General features: G+C 62.2%; 18 protein-coding genes and 2 tRNA genes. 9 read left to right on the top strand and 11 right to left on the bottom strand.

Going from position 1 to position 22,932, the window contains the following annotated elements:
* Positions 1-38: 38 nt before the first annotated feature.
* Entirely contained in the window at positions 39-2,030 is a 1,992-nt protein-coding gene (locus tag AC1RRC_RS17630) for an alpha/beta hydrolase family protein (protein ID WP_493056818.1), read from the bottom strand.
* 148 nt (positions 2,031-2,178) lie between these two features.
* On the opposite strand from AC1RRC_RS17630, the gene AC1RRC_RS17625 reads away from it, so the two are divergent.
* Positions 2,179-2,631, top strand: coding sequence for a MarR family winged helix-turn-helix transcriptional regulator (locus AC1RRC_RS17625; RefSeq protein WP_493056817.1), 453 nt, complete (start codon positions 2,179-2,181; stop codon positions 2,629-2,631).
* Entirely contained in the window at positions 2,628-4,097 is a 1,470-nt protein-coding gene (locus tag AC1RRC_RS17620) for an MDR family MFS transporter (protein WP_493056816.1), read from the top strand. Before AC1RRC_RS17625 ends, AC1RRC_RS17620 begins: the two co-directional genes overlap by 4 nt.
* Before the next feature lie 3 nt (positions 4,098-4,100).
* On the opposite strand, the gene AC1RRC_RS17615 is transcribed toward AC1RRC_RS17620, so the two are convergent.
* Complete coding sequence (locus AC1RRC_RS17615) at positions 4,101-4,805, bottom strand: glutathione S-transferase N-terminal domain-containing protein (protein ID WP_493056815.1); 705 nt, start codon at positions 4,803-4,805, stop codon at positions 4,101-4,103.
* 131 nt (positions 4,806-4,936) lie between these two features.
* Here AC1RRC_RS17615 and AC1RRC_RS17610 point away from each other — a divergent pair, with 131 nt between their 5' ends.
* Positions 4,937-5,683, top strand: a complete 747-nt coding sequence (locus AC1RRC_RS17610; RefSeq protein WP_493056814.1) for a DUF6683 family protein — start codon at positions 4,937-4,939, stop codon at positions 5,681-5,683.
* Positions 5,684-5,784: 101 nt separating this feature from the next.
* Here the strand turns inward: AC1RRC_RS17610 and AC1RRC_RS17605 are convergent, their stop codons facing one another.
* Entirely contained in the window at positions 5,785-6,507 is a 723-nt protein-coding gene (locus AC1RRC_RS17605) for a hypothetical protein (RefSeq protein ID WP_493056813.1), read from the bottom strand.
* Between the two features lie 360 nt (positions 6,508-6,867).
* Between AC1RRC_RS17605 and AC1RRC_RS17600 the strand changes: the two genes are divergently transcribed.
* Positions 6,868-7,371 carry a hypothetical protein gene (locus tag AC1RRC_RS17600; protein ID WP_493056812.1) on the top strand — a complete coding sequence of 168 codons (504 nt, stop codon included), beginning with the start codon at positions 6,868-6,870 and terminating at the stop codon, positions 7,369-7,371.
* A 45-nt stretch (positions 7,372-7,416) separates the two neighbouring features.
* Here the strand turns inward: AC1RRC_RS17600 and AC1RRC_RS17595 are convergent, their stop codons facing one another.
* A complete protein-coding gene (locus AC1RRC_RS17595) occupies positions 7,417-10,437 on the bottom strand; it encodes a TonB-dependent receptor (RefSeq protein WP_493056811.1) in 3,021 nt (1,006 codons plus the stop codon).
* 118 nt (positions 10,438-10,555) lie between these two features.
* Positions 10,556-10,930: an agenet domain-containing protein gene (locus AC1RRC_RS17590; RefSeq protein ID WP_493056810.1), complete on the bottom strand. Its 375-nt coding sequence runs from the start codon at positions 10,928-10,930 to the stop codon at positions 10,556-10,558.
* A 177-nt stretch (positions 10,931-11,107) separates the two neighbouring features.
* On the opposite strand from AC1RRC_RS17590, the gene AC1RRC_RS17585 reads away from it, so the two are divergent.
* Positions 11,108-13,231 (top strand): TonB-dependent receptor plug domain-containing protein, encoded by a 2,124-nt coding sequence (locus tag AC1RRC_RS17585; RefSeq protein ID WP_493056809.1) that lies wholly within the window; start codon positions 11,108-11,110, stop codon positions 13,229-13,231.
* A 53-nt stretch (positions 13,232-13,284) separates the two neighbouring features.
* Positions 13,285-13,737, top strand: coding sequence for a signal peptide prediction (locus AC1RRC_RS17580; protein WP_493056808.1), 453 nt, complete (start codon positions 13,285-13,287; stop codon positions 13,735-13,737).
* An 18-nt stretch (positions 13,738-13,755) separates the two neighbouring features.
* On the opposite strand, the gene AC1RRC_RS17575 is transcribed toward AC1RRC_RS17580, so the two are convergent.
* The gene (locus tag AC1RRC_RS17575; protein WP_493056807.1) at positions 13,756-16,029 is read right to left on the bottom strand and encodes a DUF945 family protein; all 2,274 of its coding nucleotides are present in this window, start codon (positions 16,027-16,029) and stop codon (positions 13,756-13,758) included.
* A 142-nt stretch (positions 16,030-16,171) separates the two neighbouring features.
* Here AC1RRC_RS17575 and AC1RRC_RS17570 point away from each other — a divergent pair, with 142 nt between their 5' ends.
* The gene (locus AC1RRC_RS17570; protein WP_493056806.1) at positions 16,172-19,393 is read left to right on the top strand and encodes a diguanylate cyclase; all 3,222 of its coding nucleotides are present in this window, start codon (positions 16,172-16,174) and stop codon (positions 19,391-19,393) included.
* Positions 19,394-19,416: 23 nt separating this feature from the next.
* Here AC1RRC_RS17570 and AC1RRC_RS17565 read toward each other — a convergent pair whose 3' ends face one another.
* Together AC1RRC_RS17565 and AC1RRC_RS17560 are read right to left on the bottom strand one after the other, a co-directional pair.
* The gene (locus tag AC1RRC_RS17565; RefSeq protein ID WP_493056805.1) at positions 19,417-19,860 is read right to left on the bottom strand and encodes a hypothetical protein; all 444 of its coding nucleotides are present in this window, start codon (positions 19,858-19,860) and stop codon (positions 19,417-19,419) included.
* 309 nt (positions 19,861-20,169) lie between these two features.
* Positions 20,170-21,063, bottom strand: coding sequence for a winged helix-turn-helix domain-containing protein (locus AC1RRC_RS17560; RefSeq protein WP_493056804.1), 894 nt, complete (start codon positions 21,061-21,063; stop codon positions 20,170-20,172).
* A gap of 208 nt (positions 21,064-21,271) precedes the next feature.
* On the opposite strand from AC1RRC_RS17560, the gene AC1RRC_RS17555 reads away from it, so the two are divergent.
* Both AC1RRC_RS17555 and AC1RRC_RS17550 read left to right on the top strand, forming a co-directional pair.
* Complete coding sequence (locus AC1RRC_RS17555; protein ID WP_493056803.1) at positions 21,272-21,772, top strand: Lcl domain-containing protein; 501 nt, start codon at positions 21,272-21,274, stop codon at positions 21,770-21,772.
* A gap of 21 nt (positions 21,773-21,793) precedes the next feature.
* Positions 21,794-22,360: a YceI family protein gene (locus AC1RRC_RS17550; protein WP_493056802.1), complete on the top strand. Its 567-nt coding sequence runs from the start codon at positions 21,794-21,796 to the stop codon at positions 22,358-22,360.
* A gap of 30 nt (positions 22,361-22,390) precedes the next feature.
* Here the strand turns inward: AC1RRC_RS17550 and AC1RRC_RS17545 are convergent, their stop codons facing one another.
* The 3 genes from AC1RRC_RS17545 to AC1RRC_RS17535 all read right to left on the bottom strand — a co-directional run bounded on the left by AC1RRC_RS17545 (position 22,391) and on the right by AC1RRC_RS17535 (position 22,904).
* Complete coding sequence (locus AC1RRC_RS17545) at positions 22,391-22,654, bottom strand: hypothetical protein (RefSeq protein WP_493056801.1); 264 nt, start codon at positions 22,652-22,654, stop codon at positions 22,391-22,393.
* A 70-nt stretch (positions 22,655-22,724) separates the two neighbouring features.
* A tRNA-Lys gene (locus AC1RRC_RS17540) sits at positions 22,725-22,800 on the bottom strand.
* Between the two features lie 28 nt (positions 22,801-22,828).
* Positions 22,829-22,904, bottom strand: a tRNA-Lys gene (locus tag AC1RRC_RS17535).
* Positions 22,905-22,932: the final 28 nt, after the last annotated feature.

The following is a 22,932-nucleotide window of genomic DNA, read 5'->3' as shown; positions in this document are numbered from 1 at the left end:
ATTGTTGTAGGTGGGCGTTTGTCTCGCATTCTACCGTGTTATTTGGCCACGTCCGGGCCGATATGGCGTGCCAGGAAACGCTCCACGCGCTCCCAAAAATCGACATTGGTTTTTTGCAGTTTCCAGCCATGGCCTTCGGATGGGTACAGCAGCCACTCCACTTGTGAATTCGTATGTTTGACAGCTTCAAAGAATTGCTTGCCATGGTGCATAGGCACGCGGTCGTCCGAGCCGCCATAGGCCAGCAGCAGTGGCTGTTTGATGCGGCTTGCCTGCTGCAGTGGCGACGTTGCCTTCAGTTGGGCGGCATCCTTGACCAAGTCTCCGACCAGTTCCGGCATCCCATATTGGCGCCAGCGGTCGGAGACATCGCTGTTTTCGGTCCACGTGCCGTTGTACAGCAAGGCGATGTCCGTGACACCGACCCAGTTGATGCCGCAGCGGTATAAATCGCTGTCATTGAGCAGTCCCATTAACGCGGCATAGCCGCCATAACTTGCGCCGGCAATGCAGATGCGTTTCGGGTCGGCGATGCCCTGCGCGATGGCCCACTTGGCGCCATCGGCAATGTCATCCTGCATGGCGAGGCCCCATTGCTTCCATCCCGCGCGGAAATGCTGATAGCCGAAACCCGTGCTGCCGCGGTATTCCGGTTCCAGTACGGCATAGCCGCGCGTGGCCAGGAATTGGGCGTGCGCATCCCAGCCCCAGGTCGATCCGCGCACATAGGGGCCGCCATGCACCATTACCACCAGCGGCAAATTTTTGCCCGGTACGCCTGGCGGCAGGGTCAGTGTTGCGGGGATGCTCAGGCCGTCGCGCGCCTTGTAGCGCAGGGTTTGCTGGTGTCCCATCTGGGCGGGGTCGATGCGGGGATAAGCACCGCCGATCCGTTTCAAGGACCGGGTCGCCGTGTTGTAGATCAGGTAGGTCCTTGGCATGACGTCCGAATACGATTCCACCAGCACCCACGGTGTTTCAGGCCGGGCCGCCACCGAGATCAGGTTCACGTTATCCGGCAGCAGTGCATCGACTGCCTTTTGTACCGCCTGCATGCCGCTGTCAAACCAGGCCGTGGCATGGGCATCCGTGGTCACGCGCACGCCCAGCAATTTGTTGCTGCCGTTGATGAACGTTCCCTTCGTATCGTATTCGTCGGAGCTGACCTTGGGCTCCGGGTCGAGCGCGCCTGTGCCGAGGTTGACCGTGTGGATCGACGCCTTGTCGCGGCCCACGTGGGCGGAGGCGTACAGCGTGCCATTGGGGCCGAATGCCAGCGGCGAAAAACCGTTGGCACGGTCGGTGTAGGCCTGGAAGCTGGCCAGCACGCGCCACTGGTCGGTGGCCGGGTCCTGGTAATAGACCAGATCCTTGCCGCCGTCCTTCGCCATGGCCAGGCGTGGTTCGCCCTTGAAATCAAGCAGCCAATACTGCGTATGGGGCGGGCGCGGCACGGTTTGTACCGTCCCGTTATAGGTGTGAACGCGCTTCAGGTCCACGTGGCGGACTTCACGCGGCCCGGCATAGACAGGGTTGACCACGTACACCCAGTCGCTATCCTGCTTTCCCTGTTGTGGAATCAGGAAGTGATTCCACGACAATATCTCCGCCTTGTGCCGTTGCTCCGTGCTGACAATCCGGCCATCGCCGTCGCGCTCCGCCAGTTGTACCGGCTTGCCGCCATCGCGGTTGATGGCAAACAGGCCGGGCGCCCGGTGCACGCTGCCGCGTGCGGCCCGGAGGTCGATGGTGTCGTACACCAGCCTCTGGTCGTTGATCCACTGGACCTCGCCGATATCGACATCGGAATAACCGATCACCGGCTGGATATCCATTTTCTCGAGATCGATCACCGCCAGCCCGAGGCGCTTGCCCGGTTCGCCGGCCCGGACCGCCAGGTAACGGGCTGTCGGGGACAGTTGCGCGCCGCTGAATTGCGGTGCGTCGAAAAAGTATTCTGTGGGAGGGGCCGCCATGGCAAATGGTGCGGCCAATGCGGACAGGGCAAACAGGAAATCACGGAATTTCATCGGAGCTGGCGTGCAGGATGGGGCCTGTCATTATGATAAGAATCGCCCAGTGTACCAAGAAAGTGCCATTAGGAAATGCGCACATCCTCACAGCAAAGCTGGCGGCATTGGGGTAATATAGATAGGTAGCCTATCTATATTTGTGACCATGACAACTGACCATCCCGTGACACCGCAAGCACTGGCCCTGTCCGACAGCCTGCGCGTGGTGCTGAAACAACTGGTGCGGGAAATCCGCCGTGAAAGCAGCGGCACCGACCAGGGACTGGCCCCGATGCAGGCGATGTTGCTGGCGGTGATCCAGGAACAGCCGGGCATCGGCGTGGCGGAACTGGCGCGGCTGGAAAACGTCAAGGGCGCCACCATGAGCGGCCATATCAAGGCGCTGGAAACGGCCGGCATGGTCGAGCGCAGCGCGCCCGATCCGCAAGACCGGCGCCGCTCCGGGTTGCTGTTGTCGGCGCGCGGCCAGCAAGCCATTGACGCGCTGCGCGACCGCCGCCGCGACTGGCTGGCGCGCCGCATCGCCCGCCTGTCCCCACAACAGATGGCGGCGCTGGCCGACGCCATCGGCCCCTTGAGCGAGATTGCGCAGCCATGACGACGACCACCACCATACCCGCGACCGAACGCGAAATCCGCGCCATTTATCTGGGCATGATGGTGCTGCTGGGCCTGTCCGCACTGGACCAGAGCATTGTCGCCACCGCCTTGCCGCGCATTGTGGCGGAACTGGGCGGCATGGCGCATTTGTCGTGGGTGGTGACCGCCTATGTGCTGGCGTCCACCGCCACCATGCCGCTGTATGGCAAGCTGGCCGACCAGTTTGGCCGCCGCCCGGTGATCTTTGCCGCCATGGGGGCCTTCCTGGCCGGATCCGTGCTGTGCGGGCTGGCGCAGGATATGACGCAACTGGTGGCGTTCCGCGCGCTGCAGGGCATCGGGGCAGGGGGCTTCATGCCGCTGGCGCAAATCGTGATTGCCGACGTGGTGCCGCCGGCGGAACGGGGTAAGCGCATGGGACTGGTGCCGGTGGTGTTTGCCGTCACCAGTATCCTCGGTCCGCTGCTGGGCGGCGTGATCACCGATGCGCTGTCGTGGCACTGGATTTTCTATGTCAACCTGCCGGTCGGCGCGGCGGCGTTTTATGTGATTGCCCGCACCCTGCACACCGATCGCCACGGCCCGGCGCACCGCATCGATTACCTGGGTTCCGTATTGATGACGGGCGCGATCACGTCCGGCTTGCTGGTGCTGGCGCTGGGCGGCACCGAGTGGGCGTGGGATTCGGCGCAGGTCGCGGTGTGCGCGGCACTGGCGGTGGTGGGCGGCGTGTGGCTGGCGCTGCACGTGCGGCGCGTGCCGGAACCGGTGCTGCCGCCGGATTTGTTCCACAGCCGGGTGTTCAATCTTGGCAGCGTGGTGATGGCGCTGACCTTCATGGGGCTGATGGGATCGTCCGTGTTCTTCCCGCTGTTCTTCCAGCTGGTGATGGGACTGAGTCCGGCAAAGTCCGGCCTGGCGACGGTGGCCATGATGGCCGGCATGATCATTTCATCGCCGCTGGGCGGGCGCTGGCTGTCACGCACCGGCAATTACAAGAAGCCGCAGATACTGGGCTTGTCGGCCGCCATGGTGGCCTTTGCCGTGCTGGCGTGGGGTGTGTCCAACAGCGCCGGCTACTTGTTGCTGGAACCGGCCATCTTCCTGCTGGGCGCGGGACTGGGGTTGATCATTCCGAATATGACGGTGGCGGTGCAAAACGCCTTGCCGCTGGCGCGGCGCGGTGTCGGCACGGCGATGCTGGCGTTCTTCCGTTCACTGGGCGGCTTGCTGGGTGTGACAGGGTCCGGCGCCATGCTGGCGCATGCGCTGCATACGCATGGCTTGCAGGCGGCGGCTGTGTTGCCGGGGACGGTGCTGCCGGCGGCGACTGTCGCGGTGTACCGGCAAGCGATTGCCGGCGTGTTCGCGGGCGGGGCGGTGATGGTGATGCTGGGGTTGATGATCTTGCTGTTCCTGCCGGAGTTGCCGCTGGAAGGCCACGCGGCAACCCCAAAGCCGTAGCGCTTAACCGCGTGGCGGAATATTCAGGCCGCGCGCCACGGCCGGGCGCGCGCTGAACGCCGCCAGCACCCGCTGCACGTTCGGGAAATTGTCGAAGCCCACCAGTTCACCGGCGCCATAGTAGCTGACCAGGTTGCGCACCCACGGCAGGATCGCGATGTCGGCGATGGTGTACTGGTCGCCCATGATCCAGTCGCGGCCTTGCAGGCGCTGCTCCAGCACGCCCAAGAGGCGTTTCGATTCGTTGATGTAGCGGTCGCGCGGACGCTTGTCTTCATATTCCTTGCCGGCGAATTTGTGGAAGAAGCCGACCTGGCCGAACATGGGGCCGATGCCACCCATCTGGAACATCAGCCACTGGATGGTTTCATAGCGGCCCGCAGCGTCTTGCGGCAACAGCTGGCCGGTCTTTTCCGCCAGGTACAGCAGGATCGCGCCGGATTCGAACAGCGGCAGCGGCTTGCCGCCCGGGCCGTCCGGATCGAGGATGGCGGGAATCTTGTTGTTCGGGTTCAGCGACAGGAATTCCGGCGACATCTGGTCGTTCCTGTCGAAGCTGACCAGGTGCACTTCATACGGCAGTCCCGTTTCTTCCAGCATGATCGAGACCTTGACGCCGTTGGGCGTCGGCAGCGAATACAGTTGCAGGCGTTCAGGGTATTGCGCGGGCCATTTGGCGGTGATGGGGAATTCGGACAGGTTGCTCATGGGTTCAATTATCCAGGTTGCAGGATCGATGATTATCGTGCAATCCCGCATTGCGCGCAGGAGGCTGAATTGTGCGGCGTATCCGATGACGATTTGCTAACCTGATCCGCTGATTCTTCACGGGGGCGGTCATGGCGGCGAAGGCGGGCAGGGTACTCAAATGGAAGCGGCAATGCGCGGTAGCGGCGCTGTGCGGCGCGGCGTTGCTGCCGGCGCAGGCCCAATGGCTGGGGCAGGATTATGCGGTCTATGGCGCGCCACTCAACAGTTTCATGCACCAGTCGGTGGTGAACAACTTGACGATGATTAATGCCGCCAGTGGCCAGGCGAAGCAAGAGCGGAGCGGCGGTGGGCGGCAGGGTGCTGAAACTGCCGTGAACTTGCGCGCCGATGCCCCGTCCGCCGTGCAGCGCAATGCGGCCGGCCTTGCACAGCACTTTCCGCCCGAGCATCGCGCCACGATGACCAAGGCGTTTGCCGACAGCATGGATTTCTGGACCAAGCTGGAAAGCAAGCTGGGATTGCCGCGCAACGACGTTGGCGGTGCGCTGGCCGCATTCCTGGTCGGGAATTACATGGTGATGATGAACAAGGAAGTGTCGGACGAGGAATTTGGCGCCGTCGTGGAACAGTTGCGGCACCAGCCATCGCTGCGCAGCACGTTGGGAGGGCAAAGCCCGTCCGCGCTGCGCAACCTGTACGAGCAAAGCGCGATGACGGGCACCTTCATGGCGCTGGCTTACAAGTCGCAGCAGACCAATCCGCAACCGGCATTGCAGCAGGCGAATTTGCGCAATGCCGCGCGGGAGAATTTGCGCACCGTGGGCCTGGACCCGGAGCGGGTGCGGATTGATTCGCGCGGGATCAGTTTGCAGTAGTCCCGGGGGGACGCCGCCATGCATGCAATAGCACCAGCATCAGCGACACCTGCCAGCACGCCCGGGCATTTGCACTGCCAGGTAACGCGGCTTTACGAAGTTCATCGCGGATTGGCGGGAGTCGTTCCGCGACGCTTTTTTGCGCTGTTCTTGCCGGACTGGGAAGCTTCTGGCGCAGGAAGTGCTTGTCGGCTGGGTTCATCGCTTGCCGGGGCTGGATCGGTGGGAACGGTTTCGTCTTCGGGGAAGTCGCGAAGCAATTGGAACAGGGGAGTGACCTCATGCTGCATCGGAGGCTTTTCGGTGTAGCGTTGCTGGTGAGGTCCAATCGGAACAGCCGGTGTTGCCTCCGGTTCGCTTGATCCCGCCGCCTGTTCCGGCGCGAACATCCGCGCAGTCACTGCCCGCCGCACAGCGCGGCACTCATCGGCGCGCACCCAATCCTTAAATCCCGGAAAACGCAGCCAGACCGCCTTCCAAGCGTTGCGGTTGCCACTGCCTTGCAGGTTGGCGAAAGCCGACGGTGACAGGCTGAATTTGCCATACTTGATCTCGGAACCCTCCACCACGGCGTAGTAAGACTGACGCCCGAAGCTGGCGCGCAGTACTGTACCTTCCGGCAGAAAGAGTTGTTTCCATTGGTAGCCGTTGGCCACGTCGACCTCCGGCGTTTGTTCCTGCGCCTGCTGCGGCTGCATCGTAGCGGCAAGCACATCGCAAATCGCCCCCTCGATTTCAATCCCACTCCAGAACAAGCCGGTGTGCTTGCTGAATGCCATGAGCAAATCCGTGGGCATGTGAATATGGCGGTGAATGTAGGACATGGTGGTCTCCTCCCCAAAAACCGATCTCGCTATCGATTGCTACCCAATATGAAGCCGCGCGGCTTCGCTATAACGGTTACTAAAACTTGGACAGGCGTCGCAGGAATAAGTTCCCGCCGGGATGAAAGATCGAGAGGGAATCAGAAAGCGGCCGGTATTAGCGGATCGCGCGAATTAGTAAGATCGAAAAAATCGGGGAGGTACCTGCCGCGTCCAATCGACGTCGATCTGTTCTGTGCGGATGCTGTAGTACATCGTGCGGATCAAGGCGCGGACTTGCTTCAGCAGTTTGGGTTGCTCTGGCTGGGAATGGGAGTGGTAAAATTTGTTAAAACGTCAATTTGACGACTGTTAAACGTTATGCGATTTAAGACCATCTTCTCAATTCTGGTTGCCGTGTTCTTGGGTGCAGCCGTAGCCGTTGTAATCAAGCTGGGCTATGCGTTGCCGGGCATCCTTCCTACTAGCGATCTCTTTGTATACATCATTCAGTCTCCGCTCGGCCAATATGCACTTCAATCGCGAGGTGGCGAGGGGGGCTTAATGATCGCCATCGCAATGCGGGCCCTGCCTTTTAGCCTTGTCCTTGGCATTCTCTCTGGGATCTTCCTCTATAAAGTGAGGTTCAAACGGATATTTTGTTATACAACGCTGTGGGTGCCGCTCGGAAATGCTGTACTTGGCTACCTGGCTAATTCGTCGACGTCCGGTTCCAGCCCAGAATTACGTTTGGTTGCACAGAGTAAGTTCGGTCGCATCGTCTGGACGGACCTATGTGTCTTTGGATGGTATTTTCTAACGCTCTATTTAGCATTTGTCGTGGCCAATCGCATAACATCTCGGTCAACGGGATCTGCGCAATAGGGCGGCCTCCGCGTAGCGGAAACCGCCATTGCCTGCGCCTCAGCGTCAGTACTTGTACGTCATCCCCAGCACAAACGTCCGCCCCGAATGCACATACAGCAAGGTGTCGTTACGCTGCGAATCGCGGCCATAGCGCAGCGGCGTGTCCGTCAGGTTTTGCCCTTCGAACGTCACGCGCAGCTTTGGCGTGATGTTGTACGACACGCTGAAGTCCACGTTCGACGAGCCATCGACGATGGTGTAGTCGTGGCCCGCCACATCCCCCAGCACGCTTTGCAGGTACGCTGAACGGTACGCTTTCGACACGCGCGCGCTGAACTTCGGATCTTCGTAATACAGCGTGATGTTGTGCGCTTTCGGCGACAGGCCCGTGAAGTTGGCGGTCTGGCTCAGCAATTCGTTGGCCGCCGTGTTCGGGTTGTCGACCCGCGTGATGTAGGTGATGCTCGACTTCACCTTGGTGTAGTTCAGCAGCGCGCCGAAATTGCTCCAGGGCCCCGGCAGGAACGTGAACGGTGCCTGCCAGTTGAATTCCAGGCCATTCAACGGACCGCCCGGCGTGTTGACCTTGCGGTTCACTACCACGGTGGTGCCAGGTAACGTCGCGCAGGCCGGCGTACCGCCCGTGATCGAACAGCCGCCGCCCAGCAGGATCGAATCCGGCAAGCCCAGCGACGAGAACACGGCGCGTTCTGACACGCCCTGGATGAACGTGTTGATCTCCTTGCGGAAAGCGCCCAGCGATACCATGGCGTTCTTCGCGTAATACCACTCGGCCTGCAGGTCATAGGTCTTGGCGCGGATCGGGTCCAGGTTCGGGTTGCCGATGGTGACGGTCTGGCTTTGCGACGACAGGGTGGTCGATGGCGCCAGGTCCGTGTACTCTGGACGCGACAGGGTCTTGCCGGCCGAGAAGCGCAGCAAGACATCCGCCGGCATTTGCGCCGTCACGTTCAGCGCCGGCAGCCAGTCGCGGTATTTGTGCGTATAGGAAGCCGGCGTCAGCGTGCCGTTGGCGTTCACCAGTGCATAAGAGGTCGCCTTGGTTTCCGCGCCGCGCACGCCGACATTGCCGCGCACGGGAACCGGTCCCACGTCGTAACGGAAGTCCGCCATCGCATACAGCGCGTTGATGGATTCTTCGACACCCCGGTTGGCCTGTCCCAGCAGGTTGTATTCAGACCCGGGCACCTTGGAGCAGTGGCATTCGATGTCATACACCTGGCGGAATTTATCGAGGTCCACCGCGGCCCACGAAGTCGGCACGCCGCTGCCGCCCAGGCCACGGCCGAAGCCATCGATCTGGCGCGTGATGCTGGCCATGGTGACGCCGGCCGGCAGCGCCAGGCCGTTGCCGCCGGAACCGATTTCCACGTTGGTCCACGTGTTCTTGCGGGCCGACAGGCCGCCGCGCAACGTGATGTTGTCGTTGACTTCAAAGCTGGCGTTGACGGCGTTGGTTTTCAGCTTGTTCTTGGTGTGCAGGTAGCGGCCCACGAACTGGCCGTGGAAGGTGCCGTCCGCTTCCTGCGGCGCGAACGTGAACTTGCTTGGGTCGGCCACATCGATGCCGAAATTCAGGGCCGGCACGTTGCGGTTCTGGCGGAAGTCCCACGAGAAGCCGTTGATGTTCGGCGCGTCGAATTGCACGGTGGCGCGCATCGGTTCATCGAGATCGGAATTCGAGACGCCGGTCAGGAAGTCCATCTTGAAGCGGTCGGAAAAATCGTGGCGGCCTGAAATCACGTGCTGGCGGAACAGCGTGGTGTACACGTCCAGCAAGCCTTCGGTGCGGATGTCGACCGCGTTGAATTTCGCATAGTCCCAGCTGCCGTTACTGTCGAAGTGCGATTCCAGGATCGACGATTGCGGCTTGCCGTTCGATTGCGCCAGGCTGCGGCCAAACGAAATCGCGGAAATGTAATTGTCGTAGCGCTTGTTGTCGAACTTGCCGCCCAACAGGTCGAGGTTCAGTTCCGTCTTGCTGTCCGGGCGCCATTGCAGGGAACCGGTGGCGCCGGTGCGCTGGTAATCCGTGAGCGAACGTCGGTAGCGCGGGATGCGCGGCGCGAACGCGCCGGAACCGGCGGCCGGATTGGCCACGGTGCCGCCATAATTGTCGGTGCGGCCCATCACGTCGGTGTAAGCGCCCAGGCTCGAGGTGCGCGGCACGCCGAAGCCGCAATTGGCCGCATCGATGCCTTTGACGGCGCTGTTGGCCGGGTTTTGCGGCGCATAACCGGCCGGCGAACAGAATCCGCCATCGGCGCTGGCCGACAGCAGTTCCACCGCCTCATAACCTTCTTCCTGCACGGTACGGCGCGAATGCGCCAGCGAGATCAGGGCGCCGAACTTGCCGATGCCGGTATCCCAGCGGTTCGAATACAGCGCCGTCACGCGCGGTTCGGCCTGGCGCACCAGCGAGTTATAGCTGGCCTGGCCGCCCACGCTGAACGTTTCGCCCTTGAAGTCGAACGGGCGCGCGGTGCGCAAGTCGACCGTGGCGCCGAGCGAGCCTTCCTCGACGCCGGCTTCCGATGTTTTGCGTACTTCAAGGCTGTTGAACAATTCCGAGGCGAACACGGAAAAGTCGAAGCCCCGGCCACGGTTGGTGCTGCCATTGATATCGGACGCGCCGGTGGCGGCCACGCCCTCGATGCCATTGATGCGCACCCGCGTAAAGCCCGCGTTCAGTCCGCGCACCGTGATTTGCTTGCCTTCGCCGCCATCGCCGCGCGACAGCGAGACACCGGGCACGCGCTGCAAGGATTCGGCCAGGTTGGCGTCGGGGAATTTCGCGATGTCTTCAGCCTTGATGACGTCGAGGATGCCATCGCTGTTTTTCTTGGTATTGAGCGCGCTGTTCAAACTGGCGCGAAAGCCCGTCACGACAACCGATTCGATATTGCCGTTGTCGCCGCCACCGGTGGCTTGCTGGGCCCATGCCGGGGCCGCGCTGGTCAACGCCAGCACGGCCAAGGCAATCGGGGTGGATGCGGTCTTGTTGAAATTAAAGGACGAGCTGCGGCCGGCCGCAAGGCGGCCAGGGTGATGCCGTGTCTTCATTGACTGTTTCCTCTGGTTCTCTTTATTGGAAATCGGCGCGCGCCCCCTCTGGGTACGAGGATCATATGCGCTTTCGTTCTAAAGAAATCACCAACAGTCAAAACACTCAGGCCCTTGATCAGCGCGCCTGGATGCGCGATACCGGAACGATTTCGTTGTCGTCCTGTCCGTAGCCGTCATAGCTGATCAGGTAATTGGCGCCTTCGCGGCGCACCACCTTGGCGGGAAACCAGTCGCCTTTCCACATGACCTTGATTTTCAGGCGGTCCGGGCCAATCCATTCGTCATATTCCTTGCCATAGCCGGGATAGGTGACTTTGCACTGGGTATCGGACGCGGCGGTCACGGACGCTTTGTACCATTTGCCTTCCCACAGCGCGTCGACATTCTGGCCGGTGCGGCACAGTTCAGCGGCCGTGGCGGAGGTGGCGATGGTTGCGGAGAAGGCCAGGACGGCCAGCAGGGGGAGGGCGGCTGCAACACGCTTTTTCATGGTCAATTCCTTAGAGTTGGTCAAAGACGACGACGGGGCGGGTGGTGCCGTTAGATTGTATTCCTTGATAATCTGCAAATACTGCTTCGATGCAGATTGACAACAACTAAATTGCCATAGTGGCTAGCAACAGGTAAGGTGGATGGGATTTAACGAAAAGTATGTTGCCGTTTCAATATGACAAACGTGTTTTCCAGGCCGTCGCCGGCCATCTGCGCCGCCATCAGCACCTTGCTGCTGGCTGGACCGCATATCGGGGCGCATGCCACGTCGTCGCCCGACGAGGAAGACATGGCCTTGTACAACATGAGCAAGTCGACCATCAGCCTGGCGACAGGCTCGCAGCAATTGCTGCGCCGCGCCCCGGCTGTGGCGACGGTCATTACCGCTGACGACATTGCCGCCATGGGCGCGACCGACCTGGACCAGGTGCTGGAAACCGTCCCTGGCTTCCACGTGACGCGCGCGGCCACCACCAATCCGCCGAACTACATCATCCGCGGCATCGGTGGCGGCGGCCCCAGCAACCCGCAAATCCTGGTGCTGTTGAACGGCATGCGGATGACCACGGATTTTAATGGCGACAAGGGCAATATGTGGGTCAGCATGCCGCTGACCAACGTGGCCCGCATCGAAGTGATCCGTGGCCCCGGTTCCGCGCTGTATGGCGCCGATGCGTTTGCCGGTGTCATCAATATCATCACCAAGACCGTTGAACAAATGCAGGGATTGCGCGTGGGCGCGATAGCCGGCTCCCACCGTACGCTTGAGAGCTGGGTCGAATATGGCCGCAATGATGGCCCGGTCGGCATTGCCGCTTACCTGCAGGTGGGCACCACCGCCGGCGCCGGCAGCATCATTAAAGCGGATGCGCAAACCCTGAACGACAGCCGCTTCGGCACCCGGGCCAGCCTGGCGCCGGGCCGCATGGCCCTGTCGTATGATGCGCTCGATGCCAGCCTGGAATTGACGTACAAGAACTGGCGCTGGCGTAACAGCGTGAAGTGGCGTGACAACGTCGGCTTCGGGGCGGGCGTGAATTCCGCGCTGGACCCGAACCACAAGGCGCAAAGCGGCAATGCCATCACGGACCTGTCATGGACCGACCATCATTTTGCTGAAAACTGGGGCCTGGGTGCATCGGCCAGCTACATGTTTTTCACCGAACAGTCGCCGGACGGCATCGGCCTGTTCCCACCCGGTGCGCGTTTAGGCCCCAACCTGTTCCCGGACGGCATGATCGGCGGACCATTCCGCTGGGAGCGCAATTTGCGCGCATCGGCCTATGCGAGCTATAGCGGCTGGCGCCAGCATTCGCTGCGGGTCGGCGTCGGGCACGACGATATGCACTTGTACAAGGTGCATACCTTCAAGAATTTCCTGCTGTCGCCGGCCGGGGTGCCGGTGCCGAGCGGCCCGGTCAAGAATTACGATGCGATCCAGCCCCATATCAAGCCGCAGCGCCGCAATGTCAATTACGTGTATGTGCAGGATGAATGGCAATTTGCGCCGGACTGGACGCTGACGGCCGGGGTGCGGCATGACCGCTATTCGGATTTCGGCGGCACCACCAATCCCCGCATTGCCATGGTGTGGGACGCCAGCCTCAATGTCACGGCGAAGCTGTTGCATGGCCGCGCATTCCGTTCGCCCAGCTTTAATGAATTGTTCGGCATTAATCCCGTCAATAACGGCAATGCCAACGTACGGCCGGAACGGATCAGCACCACCGAAGGCGTGGTGTCGTGGCAAGCCCGTCCCGACTTGAACCTCAACCTCAGCCTGTTCCGCTATTCGATGGCGGACATCCTCCGCACGGTGCCGAACCCCGCGCCGGCGCCGGGCGCCAGTTACCAGAATGTCGGCAGTGTGCGGGGCAAGGGCGGCGAAGTGGAACTGGTGTGGGATATCAGCCGCAATGTGCACTGGGAAGCGGGGTATGCGCACCAGCGCGCGGTGGACCAGGGCTCCAAAGCCGACCCGGGCTATGCGCCGCGCCACCATGCCAATTCCCGCCTGGACTGGCGTTTTGGCCCGGACTGGAGTGTCAGCCCGCAATTGAACTGGGTGGCCGGGCGGCGCCGCGCAGTGGGGGATGCGCGGGCGCCGATTGCCGATTACAAGACCTTTGACACCACCTTGACTCACCATGCCGCCGGCGGCTGGATCCTGTCCGCGTCGGTGCGCAACCTGTTCAATGCCGATGCGCGCGAGCCCAGCCTGGCGCCGGGCCTGGCGCTGCCGTTTGATATCCCCGTGTATGCGCGGGCGTTCGTGGTGCAGCTCAGCGGTAAGTGGTAACGCCGCTGTACACTGCTGTCCGCACTGGCGGAATGGCAATGTGGAGCGGCGGATTGAAACTTCTAGATAACAACTACCATGATGGCCGGCCGGCGTGGCGGGCGTTCGTCGCCTATGCGTGGGCCGCGCCCGGTACGGCGGTGGGGCTGGCCCTGGCCGCGCTGGCATTCTTGTGCGGCGCCCGTATGCGCCTGGTCGCTGGTGTGGTGGAAGTGGCGCTGTGGCCGGCCGGGCGGCCGGGGCCGCTGGCGCGGCGGCTGCCATTTACCGCCATCACCTTCGGCCATACCGTCATCGCGGTGACGTGGCGGGAACAGGACCGCCTGCGGGCGCACGAGCGGGAACATGTGCGCCAATACGAGCGCTGGGGCGTGGCGTTCTTCGTGGCGTATCCGCTGTCGAGCCTGTGGCAAATAATGCGGGGCCGGCACTACTATTGGGATAACTGGTTCGAAGTGCAGGCCCGTGCGGCGGAGCGCTTTGGCTGGCCGCCGAGGCGGCCATAGCCAGGAATGCTGTTGCGCTTAATGCGTGCCGGTTGAAGCTGTGCCTGGCTGCGCTGCCGGCGGCTGCTCAAATTTGAATGCGCATTTGCCGGTGGAGCAGGTTGTGTAGAGCAGTTCTGCGGGAAAGTCGATGGACTGGACCAGCGGCTTTTCGTTATTCACGAGGAAGTAAGCCTTGCCGCCAGTGGCGTACACGCGCACGTCGATCGAGTCGCCTTCCTTGAACAGCGTTGGAAGCACCGCCATGCCGCGGCGGGTTTCGCCATCAGTCGATGACACCTCGCTCGTCACGGCGAATTGGCTTTTGCCGCTGCCGTCACGTGTGCGGACCAGCTTGAGGCAGGCGTTATCGCTGGGCTTTACCGCGGACAGGCAAAACGATTGCAGCGGCGCCCATTTTTCATGCTCCTTGAATTCGCCAAAGGTGAATTGCACACGGCGATGCCTGCTGGTATCGAAGCGGTAAGTCCACGCCACATACCGTCCGCCAGGGACATTGTTGATGAAGGTCCAGGGATCAGGCTGCTCAGCGCCATCGTCGTCCGGTGCTTCGAATGTGTTGTCAATCGCCTTGATGGCCTTGACCGCATCGCAGTCGCCGCCCTGGGCCGCAAGACGCAAGTATTCCAGCGCTTTCTGCCGGTCTTGGGCAATGCCCAGTCCTTTATCGTAAATGCGGGACAACAGGTATTGCGCACGCGCTTCCAGCTTATCTCCGGCCAATGGCTGCAACAGCTTGAGGGCCGCAGCGTGGTCGCGTACCGGGGCATCGCCATCGATATGCAACTCCGCCAGCAGCACCTGGTTCCGGGTGGAGCCGCTGTCGCTGCCTTTGGCGCACCATGTCAACGCTTCGGCATGGTCTCTCGGCACGCCGTGTCCTTCGATATAACGGCGGCACATTTCATACAGGCCGTCGGAATTGCCATTCAGTGCGAACAGGCGTGCCGCTTCCAGCCCCCGGTCTGCCATGCCGATCGCCACGGGCTGGCTGGTGTCTGGTGGCGGCAGTTTGATGTCCGGCCCTTTCAGCAACGCCAGCAGCGGCTCGATCGGGATCGCTTGCGCGTTGACGAACAGGTTGCCGCCTTTCAGTTCGATGGTGGACACCAGCGCATTCTTGTCCAGTTTGGCGAAGTTGCTGCCGACCGCCTTGCCCAGCATGACATCATAGATCTGGCCAGCCAGTTGCGCGGTTGGCACCTCCGGTTTGCTTTTGCCACGGTTGCTGCGTTCCGCCGCCACACCGGCGAAGTCGCGCAGCATCGGCAGCGGGATGCGCAAGTGCATGCGCAAGGCCAGCTTTTGCACCATGCGGTCCACGGAATCGAAGTCGGCGGCCACGGCGCCAGGCATGCCGAGGCTGAGCTTCAGCGCCGCCTTGTTGCCCTGGTAGACAGCGCTGATGTCGTCGATATCGATGGTGGCGCCGCGCAGCACGAGCTTCTGAAACAGATGCTTGAAGTCGCCGATCACAGCCATCGCCTTGGCCCTATCCGCAGTCGCATCGCCGCTGCCGCGCATGGATTCCATGATGGTCCGCATGGCGGCCAGGGTTTCCTGGTCCAGGTGACGTCCGCGCATGGCGATGTGCAGATCGTTGATGGTTTCACCGCCGGCCACCAACTGCCGGGCGCCCATGTCCAGGCTGGCATTGATCCGTTTGCCCTCGCGGGTGACATTGCTGCTGGCGTATACGTTGCGCACCATGGCGGCCTCCGCACCGTCCGCCGAGGTGAAGACCAGCCGGTCGAGATCCACCTGCGATTTACCGGTCAGGAGGTCGCGCTGGCGCACGCCGCTGATGCGCATGCCCTGCAGCTTGAACGTCCCTTCCTTGCCGGCCATTTCCATCCCGGGCCAGGTGGCAACGGTCGTGAGCTGGCCCTTGCTGCCGATCGACAGTTTGCCGCTGACGGCTTGCCAGGTGTAGCGTGTATCGGCTTCTTCATGGCGATGGCCTGGAATCGCCACGCTGTAGCTGGTGGCGGGACCGTTGCCCGGCAAGCGTTTGATGTCCAGTGGCTGTTCTGTGCCGAACACGGTACGCAGAGCATCCTTGTGGGCTGGTGTGTATGTGACGCTGCTGGGCAAATCGGGACGCGCCGGCTTTCCCTTGACCGGTGACAGCAGCCGGGCATCCATTTCACGGCTGATGTAATCGAGTGCCAGTGGCAGTGCGGTGGCCGCAAGTTTGGGCGCCTCCTGGGGGGCGGGTGTTTCGGTGGCCGGTGCGGCGCCAGCGAACAACGGAAGTACGGCCAGGGCCGCGATGCAATGCAGTTTAACCACGGATAGTGCCAATAAAAATAAACGAGGGCGGACACTATACAACGTCACTTGCATCCATAAATTCACACATTGTCACAAACACACCAGTCTCAGCCTGACCCATTGTAAGATAGGGGGCGTCGTCCGACTCTGCGGAGTAAATGTGAACAGTGCAAACCAGTTGCATGTTGCCGCGATCAGGATCAGGGTGGTTCATTGGATCCACCTGCTGTGCCATGCCATATTGCTCCATGCCGCGCCGGCCCTGGCCGCCGGCCCGCACCAGCCGGAACTGAAGTTCATCCAGGCGCTGACCAATAACAGCATCATGGATGGCGTGGTGACGGTGGTGGCCCAGGATGCGCAAGGCTATATCTGGGCCGGAGGAACCACCGGCGTGGCGCGCTATGACGCCTACGACTTTGTCCGTTTCCCGCTCAGGAAGCATCCCTCCGATCTCGAGGTGATCAGCTCCGTCACGGCCATTGCGGCGGGACGGGATGGCCGCCTGTGGCTGGGGCTGGTGTCGGCCGGACTGGTGGCGCTGGACCCGCGCACCGGGCGATCGGAATTCTTCCGGCATGATGCGGCCAACCCGAAATCGCTGGGCGCCGGACTGGTGCGGACGATCGTGTCCGATGGTGCCGATGGCTTCTGGATTGCGCTAGCCGAAGGCGGCCTCGACCACTTCCAGCCTGCCACACGCACGTTTGAGCACCGGCGCGCCGCTACCGGCGGTGTGCCGGATGACCGGATTAACGCCTTGCTGCTCGACAGCCGTGGCGACTTGTGGATCGGCGGGCAGACGGGGCTGGCGCGCATGGCGCGCGGCAGCGGCGCTTTTACCCGGGTGCTGCGCGATCCGGCGGACGAGGCGCGGCTGGCGCCGCAAATGGTGGTCAAGTTGCAGGAAGACAGCAGCGGCCGGGTGTGGGCCGGGACGTCGAGCGGCGCGCTGCTGGTGGTGGACCCGGCATCGGGCCGGGTGCAATGGCTGACTGATGGCGCGAGCGGGCAGGTCGGCGCGGTTCACGCCATCGTTGAAGCGGGCGGCGGCCAGGTATGGATCGGACGCTCGAACGGGATCGAGATCCGCGCCTTGGACAGCGGCGCCTTGTTGCGGCAAGTGCGCCACATGCGGGGACAGGAAGGTTCGCTGGCGGCATCGGACGTGCGCGGCATTGCGCGCGACCGCTCCGGCGTGCTGTTTGTCGGCACCTATGGCGGCGGCGTGCAGCGCTACGTGCCACCCTTACCCGGTATTTCCATCCACGCGCCGGCGCTGGGCGACCCCTGGTCCGACATCAGCATCCGCAGCATCGCTGAAATGCGCGATGGCGACATCTGGCTGGGACGCGCCGACCGTGGCGTGACCGTGGTGGACCAGGCGCTGAACGTGACGGGCAAAGTCGCGCTGCCCGGCCAGTTGCTCGTTGGCGGCGCGTCCGCCGTACCGGTCGGCGCCGTGACGCAGGGACCGGATGGCCACGTGTGGGTCGGCGCGGACGACGGCCTGTATGAATTCGAGGCGAACCGCCGCTTTATCCGCGCCTACGATGCGCCCGGCGGCCGCTTGCGCCGGCTGCTGTTCGGCCGGGATGGCGTGCTGTGGATCGGCACCCGCAACGGCTTGCTGCGCCGCGCCCCGGGCGCGGCCGAACTGGTCCCGGTGATGCAGGCCACCGGCGGCCCGCTGCAGGGCAGTGTGGACGCGGTATTGGAGGATGCGTCGGGGCGGATCTGGATCGGCAATGCGGCAGGGCTGTTCTGGATCGATGGCGCCACCGGCGCCGCACATAAGGTGGATGCCACACCTGTGCCGGCCGACGCCAGTTTCGCGGTCAAAGGCATGCTGGCCGATGCCGGCGGGCTGTGGATCGACAGCGACGGCGGCCGTTTCCGTGTCGACCAGTTCGATGGCCGCCAGGCGCGCTATACGCTGGCGATCGACAGCAAAGGGGTGGAAGGCCATGCGATCGGCGCCAATCTGCTGCGCGACGCCCAGGGCCGGATCTGGACCCACCGCGGCTTGCACTATCCGGACCAGCAGCGCTATGACGAGTTCAGTATCGCGGACGGGGTCGATTTCGGCACCGGCTGGTTCCGCGCCTATACCCAGCTGCGCGATGGCCGCATGCTGTTCGGTGGCGCGGCCGGGCTGCTGCTGGTGGAGCCTGGCAAATATGCCGGCTGGACTTACCGTCCGCCGGTGGTATTCACGGCAATATCGGTCGGCGGCCAGGCGGTGGCGTTGCCGTTGAGGGAAGCGCTGCGTATTGCGCCGCAGCAGCGATCCCTGCGCGCCGAGTTTTCCGCGCTGGACTACAGTGCCCCGGAGCGCAACCGCTATCGCTACCGGCTGCAAGGGTACGATCCGGCCTGGCGCGCAGCCGGCGCGAATTTGCGGGTGGCCAGCTATGACAACCTGCCGCCCGGTGATTACACCTTGCAGGTGCAGGGCAGTAACCGCAATGGCGCGTGGAGCGATGCGACGGCGTCGCTCGCGATTACCGTCTTGCCGGCATGGTGGGAAACCTGGTGGGCCAGGCTGGGCATGCTGGCGCTGGCCTGTGCCGCGGTGATGGGGGTGGTGCAATGGCGCACGCTGCGCCTGCGTTTGCGCGAAGAAGAGCTGGAGTTGCGTGTCGCGGAACGCACCATGCAGTTGCAGGAAGTATCGGCCGCGCTGGAAGTGAAGTCGCAGGCGCTGGAACTGGCCAGCCTGACCGACCCGCTGACCGGGTTGCACAACCGCCGCTTCCTGTCCGAGCACATCGAGTCCGACATCGCGCAATCGATACGCCGCCACGAGGACTGCCTGCGCGACGGCATGGCGCCGGCCGACAATGCCGACCTGATCTTCTTCCTCATCGATATCGACTATTTCAAGCAGGTCAACGACCAGTATGGCCATGCGGCAGGCGACGCTGTGCTGTGCCAGATGCAGCGCCGCCTGCTGACCACGTTCCGTGAGAGTGATTTCGTGATCCGTTGGGGCGGCGAGGAATTCCTGGTGGTGGCGCGCGGCACCCATCGCAGGAAAGCCGCGGAGCTGGCGGAGCGGGCCCGCGCGGCGGTGGCGGATGTGCCGTTCATGCTGCCGGATGGAACGGCGCTGCCCAAGACCTGTTCAATCGGCTATGCCTGCTTCCCGCCCGCGCGCCAGGCGCCGCAGGGCGCGGACTGGCAGGCGGTCACGGAAATCGCCGATGCCGCCTTGTATGTGGTGAAGAACAGCGGCCGCAATGGCTGGTATGGCGTGACGTCGGTGGACGTGCGCGATGCGGAGGGCTTGCGGCGCTTGCTGCGCCTGCCGTTGGCGGAGTGGGAAGAGCAGGGCGGGGCCGCGATTTGCGGCTCCCGCCACGATACCGTGAAGCTGTGACGTTACGGTGAAACCTTGTGCGCTCAGGCCTGGTGGGCCAGGTATGCCTGGCGCCGCAAGTCGCGTTGCGCCGTACCCGGGGCGTTACCCGCAGTGGTGCGGACTGCCGCGACTTCATATTTCCCGCCGGACTCAACATTGACCATGACGCGCGGATAGGCCGCCAGTTCCGGGTAGGTGCCATCGACGCGCAGCACGACTTCATACAGGCCCGGACGGACCGTGACTTCCCGCAGGTTTTCCGTCCAGTAGCTGGCACGGCGCACCAGATTGCCTTCGTGGTCATAAATCGCGGCGATACTTTCGGCGGTATTGTCCGGCGCGATGTGCAGGGTGGCGGTGGCCGACTCTGGCAGGCCGGCGGCGGCTGGCGCCACGGCAACCTGGGTGGTGCTGCACGCCGACACGGCGGCAACGGCGAAAACAAAGGCGACACGGCGGATCATCCGCTTCGATAAGCTGAACATAGATATTCTCTCAATTAAAAATAGACGGAGTAACGCAAAAAACAGTACGCCTGCATGGTGCGGCGCTGCTGTTTCTGATGACTGCTGATTGCTGCTGAAAGGCCGGACTGGCGAAGGACTCTGCGTCACGGCTGCGGAAAAAGCCTGTTGCTCTGGCAACTGGGGATCCGAGGGAGGACTGCCATTATAAAACAGAAATTGCTGCGATGCAACAGAGTGGCGTCGCATGAAATGCCGCCATGGCTGGAGCCGCGACCTCTGAGGCTGCGGGGGCCATGATGACCTTCATCCGACTTCGCCCTGACATTGTCACTTGCGAGCCGCCATGCACGCCTTGGCGACCGCATCGGCAATATCGTCCTGCACCATTAATAAGTCGCCCACCGGCTTGTCGTAGGTTTCAGACCAGATAATAAAACCGTTATCGGCTTTGATTAAACGCGCCGCGATGCGCAGGGTGCCGCCGGATTTGCGCACGCTGCCATCGACAATATAGTTGACGCCCAGTTCCTGCGCTATGTTGGCAACCGCGGTTTGTTTTCCTTTGTAATAAAAGGAAGAGGTTGGCCCGGGAACTTTAAACCCGGGGATTTTACTGAACCGGTTAATCAATTCTTCGGTTATGCCATCGGCGAATACCTCATGGCCCATGCCTTCCGTTAAATCGGAAAATGGCAGTACGGCGATGGATTGTTGAAATGGCGCTGTCTGCGCAGTGCTGGCCGGAACGGCGCTGGTGGCTTGCATGCCATGCAGCCAGAAGGCAATGGCCGCGATGACTGGCAGGCACGTTGCCAGCAGCATGGCGCGGCGGCCACGCGGTGGGACACGCCGTGGTGCTGCCGCTGGCGGTACGGCTGGCGCCGCCGGCTCTTCCCATGGGCCGACCTCGGCCACCATGCGATAACCCTGGCGCGGGACGGTCGCGATATAGCTCGCTTGCTTGGGATCGTCGCCCAGCAGGCGGCGCAGCGATGCAATGGCCTGGTACATGGAATCCGGCGTGACCACCACGCCCGGCCAGACTTCGCTGAGCAATTCGTCCGCGCTGACGATCCCGCCCGCACGCGCCGTCAGGCACAACAGCAGCCGCAAAGTGCGCGGGTCGAGGCGCACGGTTTTGCCGGCGCGCGACATTTCGCTCCGGTCCGTATCGATACACCACGCGCCGACGCGCAGCCTGGTTGTGGTTGAAGTCTCCATCCGGGTTTCTTGTATTTTTGGCAGGAAACGATTATAGCCCACCCCTGGCATGCCAATTTCAGAGAAATTCAGGGAAATTTCAGAACTATTCAGGGTGATTTCAGAACTATTCAGGGTGATTTCAGGACTTTCCGTTCCCCGGGCGGCATCGTACGGCTCACCTCGCCTCGTCATCTCGATGGGCGATTGACATGAAATGGAGCCTGATATGTCTGTTGATGATTTTCCCCGCTGGCTGGTCTGTCTCAGCCTGGCAACTGTTTTTATTGCGAACAGCAGCCAGGCGGAAGGAATGGGGGGCTGGAAGGAGATGGGTGGTGCGGTACTGGCGGATGGCCAAACGTCATTACGCTGGACAAAAAATGATAGCGGCCAAGAAATGAGTTGGGACGAGGCCCGGGCCTATTGCGCCACCCTTGGCGCGCACTGGCGCTTGCCCCATGCGGATGAGTTGGCGAACCTGCACGCCACCGCCCAGCGCAACGGCGACAGCGCGGCTTGCGGTAATGCCACGTGCAATGTCCCGCCCTTGTTCAAGTTGAGCGGCAACTGGTATTGGAGCGATACCGAAGTCAGTAAAGACGCCTCGGCGCCTGCCCATGCTTTGGCGTGGGGTGTCTTGCTGGTCAATGGCAGGCGCACCCAGACCTTCAAATTCATGCCGCATGGCGCCCGCGCATTGTGCGTGCAGGCCCCGGCATCGATGTAAATCCTTCTCACGGAGCGTGAAATGAAATATCTCGTATTGCCGTTGTTTTTATTATCCGCCTTGCCGGCATTTTGTGCGGAAAGCCTGCATATCGTTTCCCGCCACAGCGCGGTCGTCTTCCATTGGAACCATTTTGGTTATTCCAATCCCGTGGCGCGGTTTGAAAAGATCGAAGGCCAACTGATGCTGGACGAAAAGGATGTGACGAAATCCTCGGTGACCGTGAAACTGGCGCTCGACGGGTTGCGGACCGGCGTTGACGCGCTGGATGAAAACTTGAAAACCGCGTCCTTTCTGGACGCCGCCAAATATCCCGACATTACGTTCACCAGCACTGCGGTGGAAAAAGGCGCCATGGACCGGCTGAAAATTGCTGGCAATCTGGTTGTGCGTGGTGTGAGCAGGCCGGTGGTGCTGAATGCCCGGATCAACAAGATCGGCACCGACCCGGTATCCAAGGCGGTCAAGGCCGGTTTCGACGCCGATGTCATGATCCGGCGCTCCGACTTTGGTGTCGACAAGTTCGTGCCGTCGGTGTCGGATGAATTGACGGTGCGGATTACCCTGGAGGCGGGGACCAGGGAATAGCGCCGGCGCTGGCCGGCGCGGTCAAGCCGCTCAGTCCGCCAAACCCTTTTGCAGCAGCGCCGCGACCACGGCGTTGACGTCGCCACCCTGTTCAGCCGCCAGCGCGTTGATTTGCGCCACCAGGCCGCTGTTGAGTTTCACGGCAAACGGTACCAGGCCCAGCGCCTGGTCGCGGCGGCGCTGTTCGCGGCGGTCGACCACGACGGCGGCTTTGCCGAATTCGGCGCCACCGGCGGGCGCCATTTTGCCCATCAGCTTTTTGGCGTCGCTTTTTGCCAGGTCGGTCTTTTTCATGAAGTTCTTTCGAAAGTAAAAAAAGGTTATGCGCCGAAGCGGATAACCTTTTTTTGTACAACTGAATTCTTGGTAGGCCGTGCGGGATTCGAACCTGCGACCAACGGATTAAAAGTCCGCTGCTCTACCAGCTGAGCTAACGACCCAAGGTGAACTTTTCAAGCATCTTTCGAATGGTAGGCCGTGCGGGATTCGAACCTGCGACCAACGGATTAAAAGTCCGCTGCTCTACCAGCTGAGCTAACGACCCCTCGAAAGAAGCAAGATTATAGGCAAGC

Source organism: Pseudoduganella sp. GW821-FHT12E03 (assembly GCF_058807115.1).
This window is presented reverse-complemented; position numbering and strand designations above follow the sequence as displayed.

Bases quoted from the DNA above. Each gene is read 5' to 3' on its own strand.
- AC1RRC_RS17590 (WP_493056810.1), bottom strand. From the start codon at position 10,930: ATGAAAAAGCGTGTTGCAGCCGCCCTCCCCCTGCTGGCCGTCCTGGCC.
- AC1RRC_RS17555 (WP_493056803.1), top strand. From the start codon at position 21,272: ATGTCTGTTGATGATTTTCCCCGCTGGCTGGTCTGTCTCAGCCTGGCA.
- AC1RRC_RS17565 (WP_493056805.1), bottom strand. From the start codon at position 19,860: ATGTTCAGCTTATCGAAGCGGATGATCCGCCGTGTCGCCTTTGTTTTC.
- AC1RRC_RS17600 (WP_493056812.1), top strand. From the start codon at position 6,868: ATGCGATTTAAGACCATCTTCTCAATTCTGGTTGCCGTGTTCTTGGGT.
- AC1RRC_RS17610 (WP_493056814.1), top strand. From the start codon at position 4,937: ATGGCGGCGAAGGCGGGCAGGGTACTCAAATGGAAGCGGCAATGCGCG.
- AC1RRC_RS17630 (WP_493056818.1), bottom strand. From the start codon at position 2,030: ATGAAATTCCGTGATTTCCTGTTTGCCCTGTCCGCATTGGCCGCACCA.
- AC1RRC_RS17605 (WP_493056813.1), bottom strand. From the start codon at position 6,507: ATGTCCTACATTCACCGCCATATTCACATGCCCACGGATTTGCTCATG.
- AC1RRC_RS17560 (WP_493056804.1), bottom strand. From the start codon at position 21,063: ATGGAGACTTCAACCACAACCAGGCTGCGCGTCGGCGCGTGGTGTATC.
- AC1RRC_RS17545 (WP_493056801.1), bottom strand. From the start codon at position 22,654: ATGAAAAAGACCGACCTGGCAAAAAGCGACGCCAAAAAGCTGATGGGC.
- AC1RRC_RS17550 (WP_493056802.1), top strand. From the start codon at position 21,794: ATGAAATATCTCGTATTGCCGTTGTTTTTATTATCCGCCTTGCCGGCA.
- AC1RRC_RS17585 (WP_493056809.1), top strand. From the start codon at position 11,108: ATGACAAACGTGTTTTCCAGGCCGTCGCCGGCCATCTGCGCCGCCATC.
- AC1RRC_RS17595 (WP_493056811.1), bottom strand. From the start codon at position 10,437: ATGAAGACACGGCATCACCCTGGCCGCCTTGCGGCCGGCCGCAGCTCG.
- AC1RRC_RS17615 (WP_493056815.1), bottom strand. From the start codon at position 4,805: ATGAGCAACCTGTCCGAATTCCCCATCACCGCCAAATGGCCCGCGCAA.
- AC1RRC_RS17625 (WP_493056817.1), top strand. From the start codon at position 2,179: ATGACAACTGACCATCCCGTGACACCGCAAGCACTGGCCCTGTCCGAC.
- AC1RRC_RS17620 (WP_493056816.1), top strand. From the start codon at position 2,628: ATGACGACGACCACCACCATACCCGCGACCGAACGCGAAATCCGCGCC.